Origin of the sequence: Gulosibacter sediminis (genome assembly GCF_023370115.1) — a bacterium.
In the GTDB taxonomy this organism is placed as follows: Bacteria; Actinomycetota; Actinomycetes; order Actinomycetales; family Microbacteriaceae; genus Gulosibacter; species Gulosibacter sediminis_A.
The window spans coordinates 2236839-2254829 of sequence record NZ_CP097160.1; the positions used below are offsets into that span (position 1 = coordinate 2236839).

Below are 17991 nucleotides of genomic sequence, written 5' to 3' on the forward strand. Positions count from 1 at the left end.
ATTGGGGCCTCGGCGCGTATAGGGTGGGCAGGATGAATGACAAGCCCGCCGAGCGCGAGCCCGAGGTCGACCTCTCGACCGCAGGCCGCATCCGAGACCTGAAGCACCGCCACGCCGAGGCCGTCACCGACGCCGAAGCCCGTGCCGCCGAGAAGCAGCACGCCAAGGGTAAGAACACCGCCCGCGAGCGCATCCTCGCGCTGCTCGACCCGGGCTCGTTCGTCGAGTTCGACGAGTACGTGCGCCACCGCACCACCGCCTTCGGCATGGACAAGAGCCGGCCATTCGGTGACTCCGTCGTGATCGGCACCGGCACCATCCACGGCCGCAACGTCGCCGTCTACTCGCAGAACTTCACCGTGTTCGGCGGCTCGCTCGGCGAGGTCGCCGGGCAGAAGATCGTGAAGATCATGGAGCACGCGCTCAAGACCGGCGTGCCGATCATCGGCATCCTCGACTCGGGCGGGGCGCGCATCCAGGAGGGCGTGATCGCCCTCGGCAAGTACGGCGAGATCTTCCGCCTCAACACGCGCGCCTCGGGCGTGATTCCGCAGATCTCGATCGTCATGGGCCCCGCGGCCGGTGGCGCCGTGTACTCGCCCGCGCTCACCGACTTCGTGATCATGGTCGACAAGACCTCACACATGTTCGTCACCGGCCCCGACGTGATTAAGACCGTCACGGGCGAGGACGTCGGTATGGAGGAGCTCGGCGGCGCGCTCGCGCACAACAAGGTCTCTGGCGTCTCGCATTACCTCGCGTCGGATGAAGAGGATGCGCTCGACTACGCGCGCAATCTGCTCAGCTACCTGCCCGACAACAACCTCGCCGAGCTGCCGACCTACGACGCGGTCTCGACCCTCGAGGTCACCGACGCCGACCGCCAGCTCAACGCGATCGTGCCCGACTCGCCGAACCAGCCGTACGACATGCTCACCGTGATCGAGTCGGTCGTCGACGACGGCGAGTTCCTGCAGGTGCAGGAGCTCTACGCGCCGAACGTCATCGTCGGCTTCGCCCGGCTCGAAGGCTCGCCAATCGGCATCATCGCGAACCAGCCAAACCAGATGGCCGGCACGCTCAACATCGCGGCCGGGGAGAAGGCGGCGCGCTTCCTGCGGATGTGCGACTCGTTCTCGATTCCGATCGTCACCCTCGTCGACGTGCCCGGCTACCTGCCCGGCACCGAAGAGGAGTGGTCGGGCGTCATCCGCCGCGGCGCGAAGCTGCTCTACGCGTACGCCGAGGCGACCGTGCCCCTCGTCACCGTGATTCTGCGTAAGGCCTACGGCGGCGCGTACATCGTCATGGGCTCAAAGCAGATCGGCGCCGACCTCAACTTCGCATGGCCGACCGCCGAGATCGCCGTGATGGGCGGCCAGGGCGCCGTGAACATCCTCTACCGCCGCGACATCAAGGCGGCCGAAGAGGCCGGCGAGGACGCCGCGGCGCTCGGCAAGAAGCTCGCCGACGAGTACACCTACTCGGTGGCGACGCCGTACCTCGCGGCCGAGCGCGGCGAGCTCGACTCGATCATCGAACCGGCGTCGACCCGCGTCACGCTGACGAAGGCGCTGCGGTCGCTGCGCTCGAAGCGCGCATCGCTGCCGCCGAAGAAGCACGGGAACATTCCGCTCTAATGACGAAGCAACCGAAGGTCCGGATTCCGGACATCGATCTCACCGACTCGCTCACGCCGGGCGACGCGCGACTGCTGCGCGGCAACCCGACCGAAGACGAGCTCGCCGCGATCGCGGGCACCCTCGGGGTCATGTTCGCCGCGGGGGTGTCAGTCGACCGGCCGCGCGACCGCCCCGCGCGGCTCACGCCCTGGGAGCGCACGCAGCGCGCCACCCGCGGCGGCGTCACTGCGCACCAAATCCTCACCGACCGCTACCGCTAGCGACGCTGCGCATCCGCGCCACCCAGCCATAGGTGTTGCGTTTGGCCCCATTCCCTGCCGAAAATCGGCCACGAATGGGGCGAAACGCAACACCTATGCGTCGTTCTGGGCGCTTAGCGGGAGGCGCGGATGAAAGTGGCGACGGCCTCGACGTGGTGCGTGTTCGGGAACAGGTCGAAGGCGCGCAGGCGCGTGAGCTCGTAGCCGCGCTCGCGCAGGAGCCCGGTGTCGCGGCCCAGCGCGACGGGGTCGCACGCCACGTAGATGAGCTGCTGCGGCTCGAGTGCCGCGAGCGCGTCGATCACGGGGGCCTTGGCGCCCGCGCGCGGCGGGTCAAGCACGACGGTGCCGGCAGCGAGGGATGCGCGCTGCGACGCATCCGCATTCTTCGCCAGCCCGCGCAGGTAGCGGTCGACCGGCGAGGTCACCGCCGAGGTTCCTTCCCAGCGCGCGAGATTTGCGGCGGCGTGCACCGTCGCCTCCTCGGCCACCTCGACCGACTCGAGCCGGATTCCCGACTCCCCCGCCGCTGCCGCGAGCGCCGCTCCGAGCAGGCCGACACCGCCATAGAGGTCGAGGTGCTGCGCGGCGGCGTCGAAGTGCTCACGGTCGAGCGCCGCACCAACGGCGTCGAACAGCGTCGTCGCAGCGGCACGGTGGATCTGCCAGAAACCGTCTTCGTTCACGTCAAAGGCGAATTCGTGCACGCGCTCGTGCACAACGCCGGCGGCGCGGGCCGGCTTCGCATCCGGGCGGCGACGCAGGTGCACCTCGTGGTCGGCCGGCGCGACGAAATCGATGTGCCCGGGTGAGCGCGAGCCGGCACGGATCTCGGCGAGCGCCGACTCCTCGATGTCGCTGAACGCGAGCGGCAGGTCGTCGACGTCGACGATGCGGTGCGAGCGGGCGGCGTACGGCCCAACGCGCTTGTCCGCATCGACGTGCAGCGTGAGCCGGGTGCGCCAGCCGGTGCCGCGGGACTCGTCGTCGCCGGGCAGGCCCGCGACCTCGAGGTCGCCGAGCAGCGCACCCTCAGCCTCGACCCCGCCGAAGCGGGCCATCGCATCCGCGAGCACGCGGCGCTTCAGCTCACGGCCGAACTCGGGCAGCGCATGCCCAAACTCTGCGCCGCCGGCGCGGTCCTCGGGCGCGCGCTCGAGCGACGCCGCAGCCCACACGTGCTCACGGCGCTCAGGCGAAGCCTCAAGCACGCGCAGCGTCTCGCCGCGCGCGAACCGCTTCTTCACCTCGGCGACGCGCACCTCGACGCGCTCGCCGGGTAGCGCATCCGAGACGAACACGACGCGGCCCGACTCGTGGCGGGCAACGAAGATGCCGCCGTGGGCTACATCGCCGACGGTCAGTTCAACGATCTGGCCCGGAACGAGCTCGGAAGCAGTGGTTTCAGTCACGCTGACAAGTCTAGTTGGCGCACCCCGCCGTGGCCCTGGCTGCTAGCGTGGGCGCGATGAGTACTCCGGAGACACCAAAGCGCAAGGGCGGCGTCGCCCTGATGATCATTGGCATCATTCTGATCGTCGTGGGGACACTCAGCTCAGATGGCATCCAGCGCAGCGCCGGCGACGACATCGCGATGGCCACCTCGCTCATCCTCACCCTCGTGTGCCTCATCGCGGGCATCGTCATGTTCGTGCTCGGCCTGCGCATCCGCACGCGCCGCGACTGACGCCTCGCCGCGTTCACCGGCCTGCCTAGACTGGCGCGCATGTCGTTGATTCTTGCCTCCACCTCACCCGCCCGCCTCGAGGTGCTCCGCGCCGCCGGCATCGAGCCGGTCGTGCGGCCGAGCGATGTCGATGAGGATGCGGTGCTCGCGGCGGCGGGCTCGCTTTCGCCGGCTGACACGGTGCTCACGCTCGCGCGCGCGAAGGCGCTCGCGGTGGCCGATGGTGAGGAAGCGCTTGACGGCTTCGTGCTCGGCGGCGACTCGATGTTTGAGGTCGACGGCGTGCTCCAGGGCAAGCCCCACACCCCCGAGCGGGCCCGCGAGCGCTGGGAGCAGCAGCGCGGCAAGACCGGCACGCTCTGGTCGGGTCACTGGCTCGTCGATCGGCGCGAGGGCCATGACGGCACTGCCGGTGTCGGCGCGGTGAAGTCGGCGACGGTGGAGTTCGCCGCCGACCTCGACGACGCCGAGATCGACGCGTACATCGCCTCTGGCGAACCGCTCTACGTGGCGGGCGCATTCACGATCGACTCCCTCGGCGGCGCATTCATCGACCGTATCGACGGCGACCCATCGACGGTCATCGGTATCTCGCTGCCCGTCGTGCGCCGTCTCGTACGCGAGCTCGGCGGTTCCTGGCCCGCGCTCTGGAACCGGCCCGGCGCCGCGAGCTAATCGCTCACCGTTGAGGACGCCAGGAGACGCGTGCGACGATGAAGTACGCCTGACGAATAACGGAGACCATCATGCGCCGACGCTTGAGCCCCGCCCATTTCGCCCTTGTCCTCGCCACTACGTTGTTACTCGCTGGCTGCTCGACCCAGGCCAGCGATGAGCCGAATGACACCGGGGCGCCCGCCGCCGCATCGCCCGCCGAGACCGCACCGACGACCGAAACGCCTGACACGACCGAGGCGGAATCACCTGCAACCGTAAGTTGCCCTGGGCTGATGTCCACCGATGCCGCCTTCGAAATCACGATGCCCGGGTGGGGATTGAAAGAACAGGTCGCGGTCACTGGCGGCACGTTCCAGCTCGACCGCAGCGGCGCGACCGGTACGGCGACACCGATCGATCGTGGGATGAGTTGTGAGATCTATGGCACCGACTATGAGGTCGGCGTCATGTACACCTACGTTGAAACGACCGCCTCGTTCGACGAACTGCTGGCCGACCTCGCGGCGAATAACTATGTACTGGCCGATACCGGGCAGTCCGAAGCCGACTTTTACCGGCTCGAAGGGTCTGAAAACGAGGGACACGGCTTCGATCACTTCGCCGTCATTGGCGACGGGTGGGCCATCGCCGGCTGGTCGGCGCTCGACCACGAGATCAACTCCGCCATCTTTACGGGTGAGTTCCGCGTCGTCGACCCGAATGAATATGTGTCGACCGAGCAGGGCACACTGGGTTGCTCGATGTTCCTCGGCGAGCGCCGCGAGGATGACCCCGCGACGCAGGTCCCGACCACGTTCGAGAGTCATCTCAGCATGCTCCGCGGTGACTCGAATGCGCTCATGACCAGCCGAGACATGAACTCCCCCAACCTCGATGTCATCTGCGACCAGATCGTCTGGCACGAGGGCGAAGTAGCGCCCGAGACGCCCGGCGACGCAATCGCGTCGACGCCCGAGTGTGAGATCTACCAGCGCGGCGACCGCGACTACATCGCCGACTGCGGCGATGCGGGCTACGCCGAGGTCGCGGCGAGCGACCTCACCGCCACACAGGTGCGCACCCCGGCGATTCGGGGCTTCGACGACTAACGACAACTCACGAGTGAGGGCCGCATCCTTTGCAGGATGCGGCCCTCACTCGTTCTGGCTCGCTAGCTAGCCGGCTGCAGCTCGGCTACTCGCCGGTCGGCTCGCCGACCACCGGGATCGCCCCGGTCGCCGTCTGCGCGTGCTCGGCCGTGCCGTCGCCGCGGCCATCGTCGAGGTCGGTCGCGGCGCCCGAGAACTGCGACTGGTAGAGGCGCCAGTAGGCACCCCGCTGCGCGAGCAGGGAGTCGTGGTTGCCCTGCTCGACGATCGAGCCCTGCTCCATCACGAGGATGAGGTCGGCGTCGCGAATCGTCGAGAGGCGGTGCGCGATCACGAAGCTCGTGCGGCCCTGACGCAGCGCGTTCATGGCGTGCTGCAGCAGGAGTTCGGTGCGGGTGTCGACCGAGCTCGTCGCCTCATCGAGGATGAGCACAGCAGGGTTCGCGACGAACGCGCGGGCGATCGTGATGAGCTGCTTCTCGCCGGCCGAGACGTTCGAGGCGTCCTCGTCGAGCATGGTGTCGTACCCGTCGGGCAGCGACTGCACAAAGCGGTCGACGTAGGTCGTACGAGCCGCCTCCTTGATCTCCTCATCGCTCGCGTCGTCGTTGCCGTAGCGGATGTTCTCGAGGATCGACCCCTGGAACAGCCACGGGTCCTGCAACACCATTCCCGTGCGGGCGCGCACGTCGTGGCGCCGGAGGTCGCCGGTCGGCTGGCCGTCGAGCAGGATCTGCCCGGAGTCGACGTCGTAGAACCGCATGACGAGGTTCACGAGCGTCGTCTTGCCGGCACCCGTCGGCCCGACGATGGCCACCGTCTGGCCCGGCTCCACGCTGAAGCTGAGGTCTTCGATGAGCGGGCGCCAGTCGGGCGAGTCCTTGTCCTTCGAGTACGAGAACGCCACGTGATCGAACTCGATCTTGCCGGGGCCCGGCACGAGCTCGGGCGAGTTCGGGTCGTCCTCGGGCTCATCCTCGGCGTCGAGCAACTCGAACACGCGCTCGGCTGAGGCGGTGGCCGACTGGATGACCGGAGCCATCTGGCCGACCTGACCCATCTGGCCCGAAAACTGCTGCGAGTACTGCATGAACGCCTGCACGTCACCGAGGCGGAGGTTACCGCTGGCGATCTGCAGGCCACCGATCACGGCGACACCGACCGTCGACAGTGTGCCGGCAAACTGCATCAGCGGCATCATCAGGCCGCTAAGGAACTGCGCCTTGAACGACGCCTGAAACAGCTCGTCGTTCTCGGCGTTGAACTTCTCGCGCGAGTCCTGCTCGCGACCGAAGACGCGCACGAGCGCGTGGCCCGAGAACGACTCCTCGACGCGGGCGTTGAGGCGACCGGTCGACTTCCACTGGCCCTGGTAGGCCTTCTGCGAGCGCGGGCCGATGACCGCCATGATGATGCCGGTGATCGGCAGCGTCACGAGCGCAATCAGCGCGAGCAGCCACGAGATCGTGAACATCATGATCAGCAGGCCAATGATCATCAGCACGGCGTTGATCACGTAAATGAGCGACTGCTGCAGCGCGTTGGTGATGTTGTCCACGTCGTTCGTGACGCGGCTGAGCAGCTCACCGCGCTTCGTGCGGTCGAAGTAGCTCAGCGGCAGGCTGTGCACCTTCGCTTCAACGCTACGGCGCAGGCCGTGCATCGCCTTGATGACAATGCCGTTGAGCATGTACCCAACCCAATAGTCGAGCAGCATGGCAATGAGGTACACCGCCAGCACGAGCAGCAGCGTCTGCGAGAGGGCGTAGAAGTCGACGCCCTGGCCGGGCACGAGATCCATCGCCGACACCATCTCGGCAAAGTTGTGCTGGCCCTCGGCCTCGAGTTGCGCGACCACCTGTTCCTTCGAAATGCCAGCGGGCATTTGCGCTGAGATAACGCCCTCGAAGATGAGGTTGGTGGCATTACCGAGCAGGCGCGGGGCCCACAGCGTGAGCAGCACCCAGATCACCCCGAGCACGGTCGCGAACGCGAACGTCAGCTTCCACGGTGCCAGCAGGCCCAGCAGCCGCTTGAAGCTCGGCCAGAAGTTCTTCGCCGGGCGTGAGTCCGCGCCGGTGCCGCTCCAGTCGCCGCCGGCAGCGGCGGCCGCGGCGGTCTCTTCGTCGAACTCGTCGATGGTTGCGTTGGAATTCGTCGTAGGTGCGTCGGTCATCGAGTTGCCTCCGCGCCGAGCTGCGACTCGACGATCTCCTGGTACGTGGGGTTGTCCGCGAGCAGCTGCTCGTGGGTGCCGTCACCGACGATGCGGCCGCCGTCGAGCACGATGATGCGGTCGGCTTCGGTAATCGTCGACACGCGCTGGGCCACGACGAACTTCGTCGTCTGCGGCAGCTCCTGCCACAGGGCCTCGCGCAGGCGAGCGTCGGTCGTGAGGTCAAGCGCCGAGAATGAGTCGTCGAACACGAGCAGCTTCGGCTTGCGAATCAGCGCGCGGGCGATCGAGAGCCGCTGGCGCTGACCGCCCGAGACGTTCGTGCCGCCCTGGGCGATCGACGCCTCGAGCTGGCCGGGCATCTCGCTGACGAAGTCGTCGGCTTGGGCAACGCGCAGCGCCCACCACATGTCCTCTTCGCTCGCGCCCTCGAGACCCACCTCGAGGTTGGATGCGACGGTGCCGGCAAAGAGGTACGGCCGCTGTGGCACGTAACCGATCGAGTCCCAGAGGCTCGACGCATCGGCCTCGCGCACCGGCACACCACCGACGCGCACCTCGCCGCCCGTCACGTCAAACAACCGCGGGATGAGGTTGGCGAGGGTCGTCTTGCCCGAGCCGGTCGAGCCGATCACGGCGACCGTCTGGCCGGGCTCAGCGGTGAAGTTGATGTCGCTGAGCACGGGCTTGTCGGCGCCCGGGTACGCGAACGTCACGTTATCGAACTCGACGCGACCCGGCGTCGGCTGCTGCGCGATGCCCTGCTTGGGGAACTTGAGCGACGTGTCGGTCGCCAGCACCTCGCTGATGCGAGTGGCGCAGACCGAGGCGCGCGGAATCATCGTGGTCATGAAGCTCACCATGATGACGCCCATGAGGATCTGCATCGTGTACGAGATGTAGGCGATAAGTGCGCCGACCTCGATGGTGCCGGCGTCAACGAGGTGCCCGCCGAACCAAACGACGCCGACCGAGGTGATCTCCATAATCAGCATCGCACCGGGGAACACGATGACGAAGAGGTTCCCGACGCGGCGGCCGACGTCGGCAAGGTTGTCGTTCGCCTCGCCAAAGCGGCGGCGCTCGATGTCCTCACGCACGAACGCGCGCACGACGCGAATGCCCGTGAGCTGCTCACGCATGACCCGGTTGATGCCGTCGAGGCGGTCCTGCAGCTTGCCGAAAAGCGGAATCATGCGGCCGACGATGATGCCCATGAGGATGAGCAGCACGGGCACCGCCACCGCGATGACCCACGAGAGCTCGATCGACTGGCGAATCGCCATGACGACGCCGCCGATCGCGAGCATCGGCGCCGAGACCATGACGAGGGCGCCCATGAACACGAGCATCTGTACCTGCTGCACGTCGTTCGTGCTGCGGGTGATGAGCGAACCGGCGCCGAACTCGGCAACCTCGCGCTCGGAAAAGCCGGCGACGTGGTCGAACACGTCGCGGCGCAGGTCGCGGCCGACCGACATCGCGGCGCGAGCCGAGCAGTAGGTCGCGACGAGGATGCACACGAGCTGGCCGATCGCGACGAGCAGCATCACGCCGCCCGTCTGCCAGATGTAGCCAACGTCGCCCTTCGCGACACCGTTGTTGATGATGTCGGCGTTGAGCGTTGGAATGTAGAGCATTGCGAACGCCTGGAGCAACTGGAACACCAGCACGCCAATGACGAGCGGCAGGTGCGGGCGCAAATACCTGCCGAGCAATTTAAGCAACATGAAATACCGCCTTGTGGGCCACTTCTTCGAGACAGAGCGTCGGGCGCCTGGGTGGAGCGAGACCCGATCGTAAAAACGGGTTCTATCCTTGCAGACTCGGGTGGCCGACGCATTTGTAGATCGAGTCGTTTTTTCTCTGGTCACGGGCCAAACTATCGGCATTTGCGGACACATTTTGTCCGCAAACTCGGCCAGACTGTTCTCATGTCCGAAGTGACCGCCCGAACGCTTCGACTGCTCGACCTCCTGCAGTCGCGTTCGGTGTGGTCGGGCGACGAGCTCGCGGCCGAGCTCGGCGTGACCACCCGCTCGGTTCGGCGCGACATCGACCGTCTGCGCGAGCTCGGGTATCCGGTACTCGCGGCCGCCGGCCACGGCGGCGGGTACCAACTCGGCGCCGGCCGCTCACTCCCGCCCCTCCTGCTCGACCAGAGCGAGGCCGTGGCCATGGCCGTGTCGCTCCAACTCGCGGTAACCTCGGGCATCGACGGCCTCGCCGACGGCGCCGTGCGCGCTTTCACGAAGCTCGACCAGGTGCTCCCACCCAAGCTCCGCCCCGAGATCGCCGCGGTCACCGAGTCGGTTGATGTGCCCGCACCAAACGGGCCGATTGTCGATGCCGAGGTGCTCCGCGTGCTCGCCCGCGCGGTGCGCGATGGCGTGCGCCTCGAGTTTGGCTATACGGCGGCGGATGGGCAGGCGAGCGAACGCCGCACCGAGCCGTACCGTGTGCTCGCGATCGATCGGCGCTGGTACCTCCACGCCTTCGACGTCAACCGCGACGACTGGCGTGTGTTCCGCCTCGACCGCATCCGCGAGCCGCGCGCATCCACGCTTCGCTTCGAACCCCGAGACGCACCCGACTCGCTCGAGGCAGTGCGGCAGGCGCGCGCCTTCCAACCCGGCGAGCCCATGCAGCTGCGCATCCTTGCTCCGCTGTCTGAGGTGCGCGAACGGATGCTCGAGTGGCTCCGCGGCGACCTCGAGGCTATCGACGACGAGACGACGCTGCTCACCACGCGCGGCGATCCCCGCTGGGTCGCGGTGCTCGCGACGATGAGCCCATTCGAATTTGTGCCCCTCGGCCCGCCACAACTCGCCGAGGCGGTCGCCGATCTCGCGACGAAACTCGGCCGAACCCACAGCGCCGCCAGCCGCGACAACCCGCACTAGGCCGGAGCGCTTCGTGATTTCCGCAACGATTTCGCGAGAAACACTGTTGGGAAGTTCCAACGCCGACGGTGCCTTTCCTCATAAGCTAGGGAATTATGCCTCGCATTGAGAAACTCCTGATCGCCAACCGCGGCGAGATTGCTGTCCGGATCATTCGCGCCGCCCGCGACTACGGCATCCCCTCGGTCGCCGTCTACGCCGACCAGGATCGCGAGGCCCCGCACGCCCGGCTCGCAGACGAGGCGTACGCGCTTCGTGGTGCCACAGGTGCCGAGACCTACCTCGTCATCGAGAAGCTGCTCTCTGTGGCGCGCCGCTCGGGTGCGAACGCCGTGCACCCGGGCTACGGCTTCCTCTCTGAGAACGCCGACTTCGCGCGTGCGGTCATCGACGCGGGCCTGATCTGGATCGGCCCGTCGCCCGAGGCGATCGAGGCCCTCGGCGACAAGGTGACCGCGCGTCACGTGGCCGAGTCGGTCGGCGCGCCCCTCGCGCCCGGCACGCTCGAACCGGTGCAGGGGGCGTCCGAGGTCGTCGACTTCGCGCGCGAGGTGGGCTTCCCGGTCGCCATCAAGGCGGCCTACGGCGGCGGCGGGCGCGGCCTCAAGATCGTGCGTGAGGAGTCGGAGATCGCCGACGCGTTCGATTCGGCCACGCGCGAGGCGGTCGCTGCATTCGGCCGCGGCGAGTGCTTCGTTGAAAAGTTCCTCGACCAGCCGCGCCACGTCGAGACGCAGTGCCTCGCGGATGCGCACGGCAACGTCGTCGTCGTGTCGACGCGCGACTGCTCGCTGCAGCGCCGCAACCAGAAGCTCGTCGAGGAGGCGCCCGCGCCGTTCCTCACCGATGCGCAGCGCGAACAGATGTACTCGGCGTCGAAGGCGATCCTCAAGCACGTCGGCTACCAGGGCGCCGGCACCTGCGAGTTCCTGCTCGCGAACGACGGCACCGTCGCGTTCCTCGAGGTGAACACGCGCCTCCAGGTCGAGCACCCTGTCTCGGAGGAGATCACCGGCATCGACCTCGTGCGCGAACAGTTCCGCATCGCCGAGGGCGCCGAACTCGGCTACGACGACCCGGTGTCGACGAAGCACTCGTTCGAGTTCCGCATCAACGGTGAAGACCCGGGTCGCAACTTCCTGCCCGCGCCCGGCAAGATTTCAACCTACGAGGCCCCGACCGGCCCCGGTGTGCGCGTCGACTCGGGCGTCCGCCAGGGCGACACCGTCTCGGGTGCCTTCGACTCGATGATCGCGAAGCTCATCGTCACGGGCGCCACCCGCGAGGAGGCGCTCGAGCGTTCGCGCCGCGCCCTCGACGAGTTCGTCGTCGCCGGCATGCCGACCGTCATCCCGTTCCACCGCGACGTCGTACGCCAGCCGGCGTTTACCGCCGAGAACGGTGAGTTCGGTGTCTACACGCGCTGGATCGAGACCGACTACGACAACCAGTTCGAGCCGTGGGACGGCGAGGCCGAGGAGCTTGAGCACCCGGGTGCGCGCCGCGAGGTTGTCGTCGAGGTGAACGACAAGCGCATCGAGGTCTCGCTGCCCGAGCGCCTCGTCATCTCGGCTGGCATCGAACACGGTGGCGTCGGCCGCAACATGGCCGGCCACGCGCCCCGCCGCCGCTCGCGCGGAACCGTCGAAACCGCATCCGGCAACGACGTCACGTCGCCGATGCAGGCCACCATCGTGAAGTTCGCCGTCGAAGAGGGCCAGCGCGTCGTCAAGGGCGACCTGCTCGTTGTGCTCGAGGCGATGAAGATGGAGCAGCCGATCTCGTCGACGCGCGACGGGGTCGTGCGCGGCATCACTGGCGAGACCGGCCAGACCATCAGCTCGGGCACGAAGCTGCTCTCGGTCGAAGACGAGTAGCCCGCCCCGCGCGCACCACGACTGCCGGCTCGCCCTCACGGGTGGGCCGGCAGTTTCGTTACTCCGAGCCCCGCATAGCGCACGCATAGCGAAGTGCTGACTTGCCCATAGATCGCCCACCGAAGGTAGTCACAAGCCCGAAGACGAGCCGTAACGCAAGGAGCATCACCATGACTGAGCAGCACACCAACGAGACGCGAATGACCGACCACCGCGCACCCGGTCGCCGCCGCGGCTGGCGCAACGCCGCATTCGCACTCGGAGCAGTCGCCACCGTCGCCGTGACGCTCGGATTCTCCACTCCCGCCTTCGCCGACGAGGCCACCACGCAGACTTCAGTCACCCAGACCACCGACGCGCCGGTCACCGAGGCAGTCTCGGCGAGCACCTCCGCCGAGTCGCTCGCCGCCCTCGGCCTGCTGAACGAACAGCAGCGCGCCGACGGGGTCGCCGACTACGTCGATGCCGACGCCTCGAGCAATCAGGTCGAGACCACGGCCCTCGCTTACAACTCGCAGTTCTCCGACAACCTCATCGAGCTGCTGTCGGTCTAACCACCGACCCCACGCCGGCTCGCTTCTTTTCCCCCGAACCCCTTGCGCCCATCCCACACCTGTGCCACTGTATTAAGCACCTAATACAACAACACAAGGACACCGATGGAGTTCAGCACCGCCTCCCCCATCTGGGTGCAGCTCGTCGCCGAGTTCTCCCGGCGCATCGTCGTCGGCGAGTGGCAGCCAGGCTCGCGCGTTCCCGGAGTGCGCGAGATTGCCGCCGAAGTCGGCGTCAACCCCAACACCGCCCAGCGCGCGCTCGCCGAGCTCGAGCGTGCCGACCTCGCCCGTTCCGAACGCACGAGCGGCCGATTCATCACCGACGACCTCGCCCGCATCGACGCCCTGCGCGCCGATCTCGCCCGCGACGCGACCGATATCTACATCTCCAGGGTCCGCGGTCTGGGGATGCACCTCAGCCAGGCCGCCGACATCATCAAACAACGATGGGACGACCCAAATGTCCATTCTGACCACGCCGCACACACCCGCACGGGAGGGCAGTGACATGACCACCCCGGCAATCCAGATCCAGCACCTCAACAAGATCTACGGCAAGACCTCGGCACTGAACGACCTCAGCCTCGAACTCGCACCGGGCCGCATCGTCGGCCTGCTCGGCGAGAACGGTTGCGGCAAGACAACGCTGCTCAAGATCCTCGCCGGTCTCATCGCCGACTACCGCGGCGACGTGAGCATCTTCGGTCACAAGCCGGGCCCTGCGTCGAAGGCGCTCGTCTCGTTCCTGCCCGACGCGAGCTTCCTGCCGCAGGACGCCCGCGTGGCCCACTGCATCCGCCTCTACCGCGACTTCTTCACCGACTTCGACGAGGCGAAGGCCCGCGACCTCATCGGCTTCTTCGGCCTCGACGAGCGCATGCGCCTCAAGCAGATGTCGAAGGGGATGCGCGAAAAGGTGCAGGTCGCGCTCACCATGTCTCGTCGCGCCAAGCTCTACCTGCTCGACGAGCCGATCAGCGGCGTCGACCCGGCCGCCCGGGAGGTGATCTTGAACGGCATCCTCCGCAACCTCGACGAGGACTCGATGCTGCTCATCGCCACCCACCTCATTCACGACCTCGAGCCCATTCTCGACAGCGTCGTCATGATGCGCCACGGCAACGTCGTGCTGCAGGGCGACGCCGACGACCTCCGCGCCGAACACAACCTGAGCCTCGACGCACTGTTTAGGGAGACGTACCGATGACCGCCACACTGCTCAAGCACGAGTATCTCCGCACCCGCACCTTCCTCGGACTGCTCCTCGGCGGCGGGCTCGCGATCGTCGCCCTCTCAACGCTGTTCGCCCTCATGGAGTGGCCCGTGCTTTCGGAGCTCGGCGTCGCCCTCGGCGTAGTCGTGACGCTCCTGCTGCTCCCCGCAACGCAGATCGCCCTCGCCGTGGACTACTGGCGCTCCAGCTACCGCCAGCTCGGCTACTTCACGCAGTCCATCCCTGCCAAGGGCAGCACGATCTATTGGGCCAAGATGTTGTGGGCGTGGCTGGCCTCAATCGCAGCCATGGTCGTGACCGCGGCCGCGGCGCTGATCTTCTGGACCGCCTTCGGGCCCATGCTCGGACTCGCGGGCAACCCGTTCACCATGGCCGGCGAATTGCTCGACTTCGCATCGCAGTACGCCTCCTCAGGCATGCTCACGGCCATTGTCGTCTCCTTCGTACTGCTCATGCTCGTATGGCCGGTGCAGTACTTCTTCTGCGTCTCCATCGGCAGCGAGGCGCCGCTCAATCGCTTCGGCATCGGCGGCCCGATCATCGTGCTCATCGCGTTCTACTTCGTGACGCAACTCATCACGACGTTCGCCATCCTCATCCTCCCCTTTGGCCTCGGCCTCGAGGGCGGCAACCTCGCCGTCGTGAGCTTCGAAACCAATTTCTTCGATGCCTTCGCCGGCAACGGGAATGACGACGTCATGCCACTCGGGTTCCTGCCCGCCCTGGCACTCATCGCCGCGGCGTGCCTCTGGCGCACCCACTACTCGTGGAACCGCAAGGTTTCGCTCGTCTAACCGCAGCCGCAGCCGCACGAAGCAGCCCGCCCCAGCATCCAATTCGGATGCTGGGGCGGGCTGCTTCGTGCGGGCGAAACCTAGCTGCGGATCGCGGCCGCGAGCTGGTCGAAGGCCTCGACGTACGCGTCGATCGCCGCGTCGTCGTGGGTGACCGAGAGCGTCCACTCCTCTTCACGACCCGGGGTCATGAAGATGCCGCGGTTCATGTTGAACAGCCAGGCGAGGTCGGCGAGCTTGCCGCCGGTCTTCGCGTTGGCCATGTAGGTCTCGTAGTCGGTGACCTTGTGGTCGCTGAACACGACGCAGCCCTTCGAGCCGATACCCACGGTGTAGGCGTCGAGCTCGTAGCGCTTGATGACGTCGTCGCAGCCCGCGATGATGCGGTCGTTGAGGTGCGCGAGGTGCGCGTACGCGTCGTCGGTCATGACCTCGAGCAGCGAGGCACGCGCGGCGGCGAGCGTCAGCGGGTTGCCGTTATAGGTACCCACCTGGTACACCGAGCCGTCCTCGACCACGGTCGCGACCTCTTCGGTCATGCCGATCGCACCGGCAGGCAGGCCACCACCGAGCGCCTTGGCGAGGGTGACCATGTCGGGCCGCACGCCGAACTTCTCGGTCGCGCCACCGGGCGCGATGCAGATACCGGTCTTGACCTCGTCGAAGATGAGGATGATGCCGTACTTCTTCGTGATGTCGCGCACGGCCTGGAGGTAGCCGTCCTCAGGCAGCACAACGCCGAGGTTCATCATCGCGGCTTCCATGATGACGCAGGCGGGCTTGCGGCCCTCGGCGTCGAGCGCCTGGATGCGCTTCTCCATGGTCTCCGCGTCGTTGAACGGGACGGCGACGGTCATGTCGACGGTCGCCTGCGGCACACCAGCACCGTAGGGAATCGACGCGTAGTTGTCGCGTGGGCCGATCTCCTGCTCGTCGATCCACCCGATGTCGACCATCACGGTGTCGTGGTGGCCGTGGTACGAGCCGAAGATCTTCATGACGGTGTCGCGGCCGGTGAGGGCGCGAGCGATGCGGATCGCGTCCATCGTCGATTCCGAACCCGAGTTCGTGTAGCGCCACTTGGGCAGGCCGAAGCGGCGAGCGAGCTCGTCACCGACGACAATCGCATCTTCGGTGGGCGCGGCGAAGTGCGTGCCGAGCGGGTAGCGGTCGATGACGGCCTTGCCGATCGCGGGGTGCGAGTGGCCCTGCACCATCGAACCGAAGCCGTTGTGGAAGTCGTAGTACTCGTTGCCGTCGACGTCCCACACGCGCGGGCCATCGCCCTTCTCGACGTAGATGGGCCACGGGTCGTGCAGCTGGTACGACGAGGCGACGCCGCCCGCGAGGTGCTTGCTCGCGTTGGCGTAGTAGTTCTTCGACTCCTGCGTCCGCTCGTTCAGCTTCTCGCCTTCAACCTTGGCGAGTTCTTCGACACGTTCAAAATTAATGGGCTTTCCCACGGTGTGCTCTCTTCTCTCTGGGCCGGCCTGGCGCCAGTTCGTTTCGAGGGGATGTGTTGCGGCGACCGGCCTGGCGTCGGCAACACGCTTGGGGCGTCAGCGCCCAGAGCTGAGCCTATTATAAATATGAATCAGATTCACTGGGGCTGGGAAAATCCTGGTATTCGCGGGCCCGCGCCCCGTCTTACGCGTCGCGCACGTGCATGTCGCGCGCCGCATCCACCATCGATCCCGAGAGCGACGGGTAGACGGCCCACGACGAGGCGAACTCGTCGACGGTCACGCGCTGCTCGATCGCGATCGAGAGCGCGAGCAGCAGCTCGGATGCGCGCGGCGCGACAACCACGCCGCCGACGATCGTGCCGAGGTTGTTGCCCGCAATGAGCTTGACGAAGCCGTCGCGGAAACCCTGCATCTTCGCGCGCGGGTTCTGCGCGAGGTCGAGCTTGTAGACGCGGCCGGTGCGCTTGCCCTCCTCGATGTCTTTCTCCTGCCAGCCCACGGTGGCAATCTCGGGGTAGGTGAAGACGTTCGAAGCCACATTGCGCAGCGTGATCGGGTGCACCTCGTCGCCGAGCGCGTGGAACACGGCCGTGCGGCCCTGCGTCGAGGCGACCGAGGCGAGGGGGAAGAAGTTCGTGCAATCGCCCGCGGCGTAGATATTCGGCACGCTCGTACCGGCGACGCGGTTGACGATGATGTGGCCCGAATCGGTTGTCTTCACGCCCGCGCGCTCGAGGCCGAGGCCATTCGTGTTCGGCACCGAGCCAACCGCCATAAGGCAGTGCGAGCCGCGCACCTCGGCGCCGTCCGAGAGCGTGACCACGACCTCGTCGCCATCGACGACGACCGATTCGGCGCGGGTCTTCGAGAGCACGTTCATGCCGTTGCGCTTGAAGACCTCCTCGATGACGTCGGCCGCATCCTTGTCCTCGCCGGGGAGCACGCGGTCGCGGCTCGAGACGAGGGTGACCTTGATGCCGAGCGCGCGGTATGCCGAGGCGAACTCGGCGCCGGTAACACCCGAGCCGACCACGATGAGGTGCTCGGGGGTCTCCTGCAGGTTGTAGAGCTGCTTCCAGGTGAGGATGCGGTCGCCGTCAGGCTTCGCCGTCGGCAGTTCGCGCGGGCTCGCGCCGACCGACACGACCAGGGTGTCGTACTCGATGCGGTCGAATTCCTGGCCGTTCTCGCCGGTGCTGACGCTGACAACGCCGGGTGCGGCAATGCGGCCGAGGCCCTCGACGATGCGCACCCCTCGGTCCTTGAGGTTGAGGCGCATGTCGTCCGACTGGTTCTGCGCGAGGCGCAGGATGCGCTGGTTCAGCTTGCCGAGGTTGACCGCCATTTCCGGGCGGCGCGGGTTATCGGCGTCGTCGCGCACAAAATACTGCAGGCCGAGCTCGTCGGACGACTGCACCTGCGTCGCCGCCTCGGCGGTCGCGATGAGGGTCTTCGACGGCACGACGTCGGTCAACACCGCCGAACCGCCCACGCCGACCCGCTCGACGAGCGTGACATCAGCCCCGAGCTGCGCGCCGGCGATCGCCGACTCGTAGCCGCCAGGCCCTCCACCAATGACAACAATCCGATGACGTTCTGCAGCTAGCGCACCCATGTCGCTCATTTTG

Annotated in this window: 16 protein-coding genes; 11 read left to right on the forward strand and 5 right to left on the reverse strand. The window is 67.0% G+C overall.

Annotation, left to right across the window (positions count from 1 at the left end):
* The first annotated feature begins 32 nt into the window (after positions 1 to 32).
* Both M3M28_RS10270 and M3M28_RS10275 read left to right on the forward strand, forming a co-directional pair.
* Positions 33 to 1640 carry an acyl-CoA carboxylase subunit beta gene (locus tag M3M28_RS10270; protein ID WP_249386372.1) on the forward strand — a complete coding sequence of 536 codons (1608 nt, stop codon included), beginning with the start codon at positions 33 to 35 and terminating at the stop codon, positions 1638 to 1640.
* Positions 1640 to 1903, forward strand: coding sequence for an acyl-CoA carboxylase subunit epsilon (locus tag M3M28_RS10275; protein ID WP_249386373.1), 264 nt, complete (start codon positions 1640 to 1642; stop codon positions 1901 to 1903). Before M3M28_RS10270 ends, M3M28_RS10275 begins: the two co-directional genes overlap by 1 nt.
* Positions 1904 to 2016: 113 nt before the next feature.
* Here the strand turns inward: M3M28_RS10275 and M3M28_RS10280 are convergent, their stop codons facing one another.
* Complete coding sequence (locus tag M3M28_RS10280; protein ID WP_249386374.1) at positions 2017 to 3315, reverse strand: class I SAM-dependent RNA methyltransferase; 1299 nt, start codon at positions 3313 to 3315, stop codon at positions 2017 to 2019.
* A 56-nt stretch (positions 3316 to 3371) separates the two neighbouring features.
* Between M3M28_RS10280 and M3M28_RS10285 the strand changes: the two genes are divergently transcribed.
* From M3M28_RS10285 to M3M28_RS10295, 3 genes are all read left to right on the forward strand, one after another.
* Positions 3372 to 3590, forward strand: a complete 219-nt coding sequence (locus tag M3M28_RS10285) for a hypothetical protein (protein WP_249386375.1) — start codon at positions 3372 to 3374, stop codon at positions 3588 to 3590.
* A 39-nt stretch (positions 3591 to 3629) separates the two neighbouring features.
* Positions 3630 to 4265: a Maf family protein gene (locus M3M28_RS10290; protein ID WP_249386376.1), complete on the forward strand. Its 636-nt coding sequence runs from the start codon at positions 3630 to 3632 to the stop codon at positions 4263 to 4265.
* A 275-nt stretch (positions 4266 to 4540) separates the two neighbouring features.
* Positions 4541 to 5356, forward strand: coding sequence for a hypothetical protein (locus tag M3M28_RS10295; RefSeq protein WP_249386377.1), 816 nt, complete (start codon positions 4541 to 4543; stop codon positions 5354 to 5356).
* A gap of 85 nt (positions 5357 to 5441) precedes the next feature.
* On the opposite strand, the gene M3M28_RS10300 is transcribed toward M3M28_RS10295, so the two are convergent.
* A complete protein-coding gene (locus M3M28_RS10300) occupies positions 5442 to 7532 on the reverse strand; it encodes an ABC transporter ATP-binding protein (protein ID WP_249386378.1) in 2091 nt (696 codons plus the stop codon).
* Positions 7529 to 9262, reverse strand: a complete 1734-nt coding sequence (locus M3M28_RS10305; protein ID WP_249386379.1) for an ABC transporter ATP-binding protein — start codon at positions 9260 to 9262, stop codon at positions 7529 to 7531. The genes M3M28_RS10300 and M3M28_RS10305 overlap by 4 nt, the downstream gene beginning before the upstream one ends.
* A gap of 204 nt (positions 9263 to 9466) precedes the next feature.
* Here M3M28_RS10305 and M3M28_RS10310 point away from each other — a divergent pair, with 204 nt between their 5' ends.
* From M3M28_RS10310 to M3M28_RS10335, 6 genes are all read left to right on the forward strand, one after another.
* Complete coding sequence (locus M3M28_RS10310) at positions 9467 to 10435, forward strand: helix-turn-helix transcriptional regulator (protein ID WP_249386380.1); 969 nt, start codon at positions 9467 to 9469, stop codon at positions 10433 to 10435.
* Positions 10436 to 10530: 95 nt separating this feature from the next.
* Positions 10531 to 12312 (forward strand): acetyl/propionyl/methylcrotonyl-CoA carboxylase subunit alpha, encoded by a 1782-nt coding sequence (locus M3M28_RS10315; RefSeq protein ID WP_249386381.1) that lies wholly within the window; start codon positions 10531 to 10533, stop codon positions 12310 to 12312.
* A 170-nt stretch (positions 12313 to 12482) separates the two neighbouring features.
* The gene (locus M3M28_RS10320) at positions 12483 to 12866 is read left to right on the forward strand and encodes a hypothetical protein (RefSeq protein ID WP_249386382.1); all 384 of its coding nucleotides are present in this window, start codon (positions 12483 to 12485) and stop codon (positions 12864 to 12866) included.
* A 105-nt stretch (positions 12867 to 12971) separates the two neighbouring features.
* Positions 12972 to 13376, forward strand: coding sequence for a GntR family transcriptional regulator (locus M3M28_RS10325; RefSeq protein WP_249386383.1), 405 nt, complete (start codon positions 12972 to 12974; stop codon positions 13374 to 13376).
* A 1-nt stretch (position 13377) separates the two neighbouring features.
* Positions 13378 to 14076 carry an ABC transporter ATP-binding protein gene (locus tag M3M28_RS10330; protein WP_249386384.1) on the forward strand — a complete coding sequence of 233 codons (699 nt, stop codon included), beginning with the start codon at positions 13378 to 13380 and terminating at the stop codon, positions 14074 to 14076.
* On the forward strand, positions 14073 to 14897 hold the full coding sequence (locus M3M28_RS10335) for a hypothetical protein (RefSeq protein WP_249386385.1): 825 nt from the start codon (positions 14073 to 14075) through the stop codon (positions 14895 to 14897). The genes M3M28_RS10330 and M3M28_RS10335 overlap by 4 nt, the downstream gene beginning before the upstream one ends.
* 80 nt (positions 14898 to 14977) lie before the next feature.
* On the opposite strand, the gene M3M28_RS10340 is transcribed toward M3M28_RS10335, so the two are convergent.
* Entirely contained in the window at positions 14978 to 16360 is a 1383-nt protein-coding gene (locus M3M28_RS10340) for an aspartate aminotransferase family protein (protein WP_249386386.1), read from the reverse strand.
* 184 nt (positions 16361 to 16544) lie between these two features.
* A complete protein-coding gene (locus tag M3M28_RS10345; RefSeq protein ID WP_249386387.1) occupies positions 16545 to 17978 on the reverse strand; it encodes an NAD(P)H-quinone dehydrogenase in 1434 nt (477 codons plus the stop codon).
* Positions 17979 to 17991: the final 13 nt, after the last annotated feature.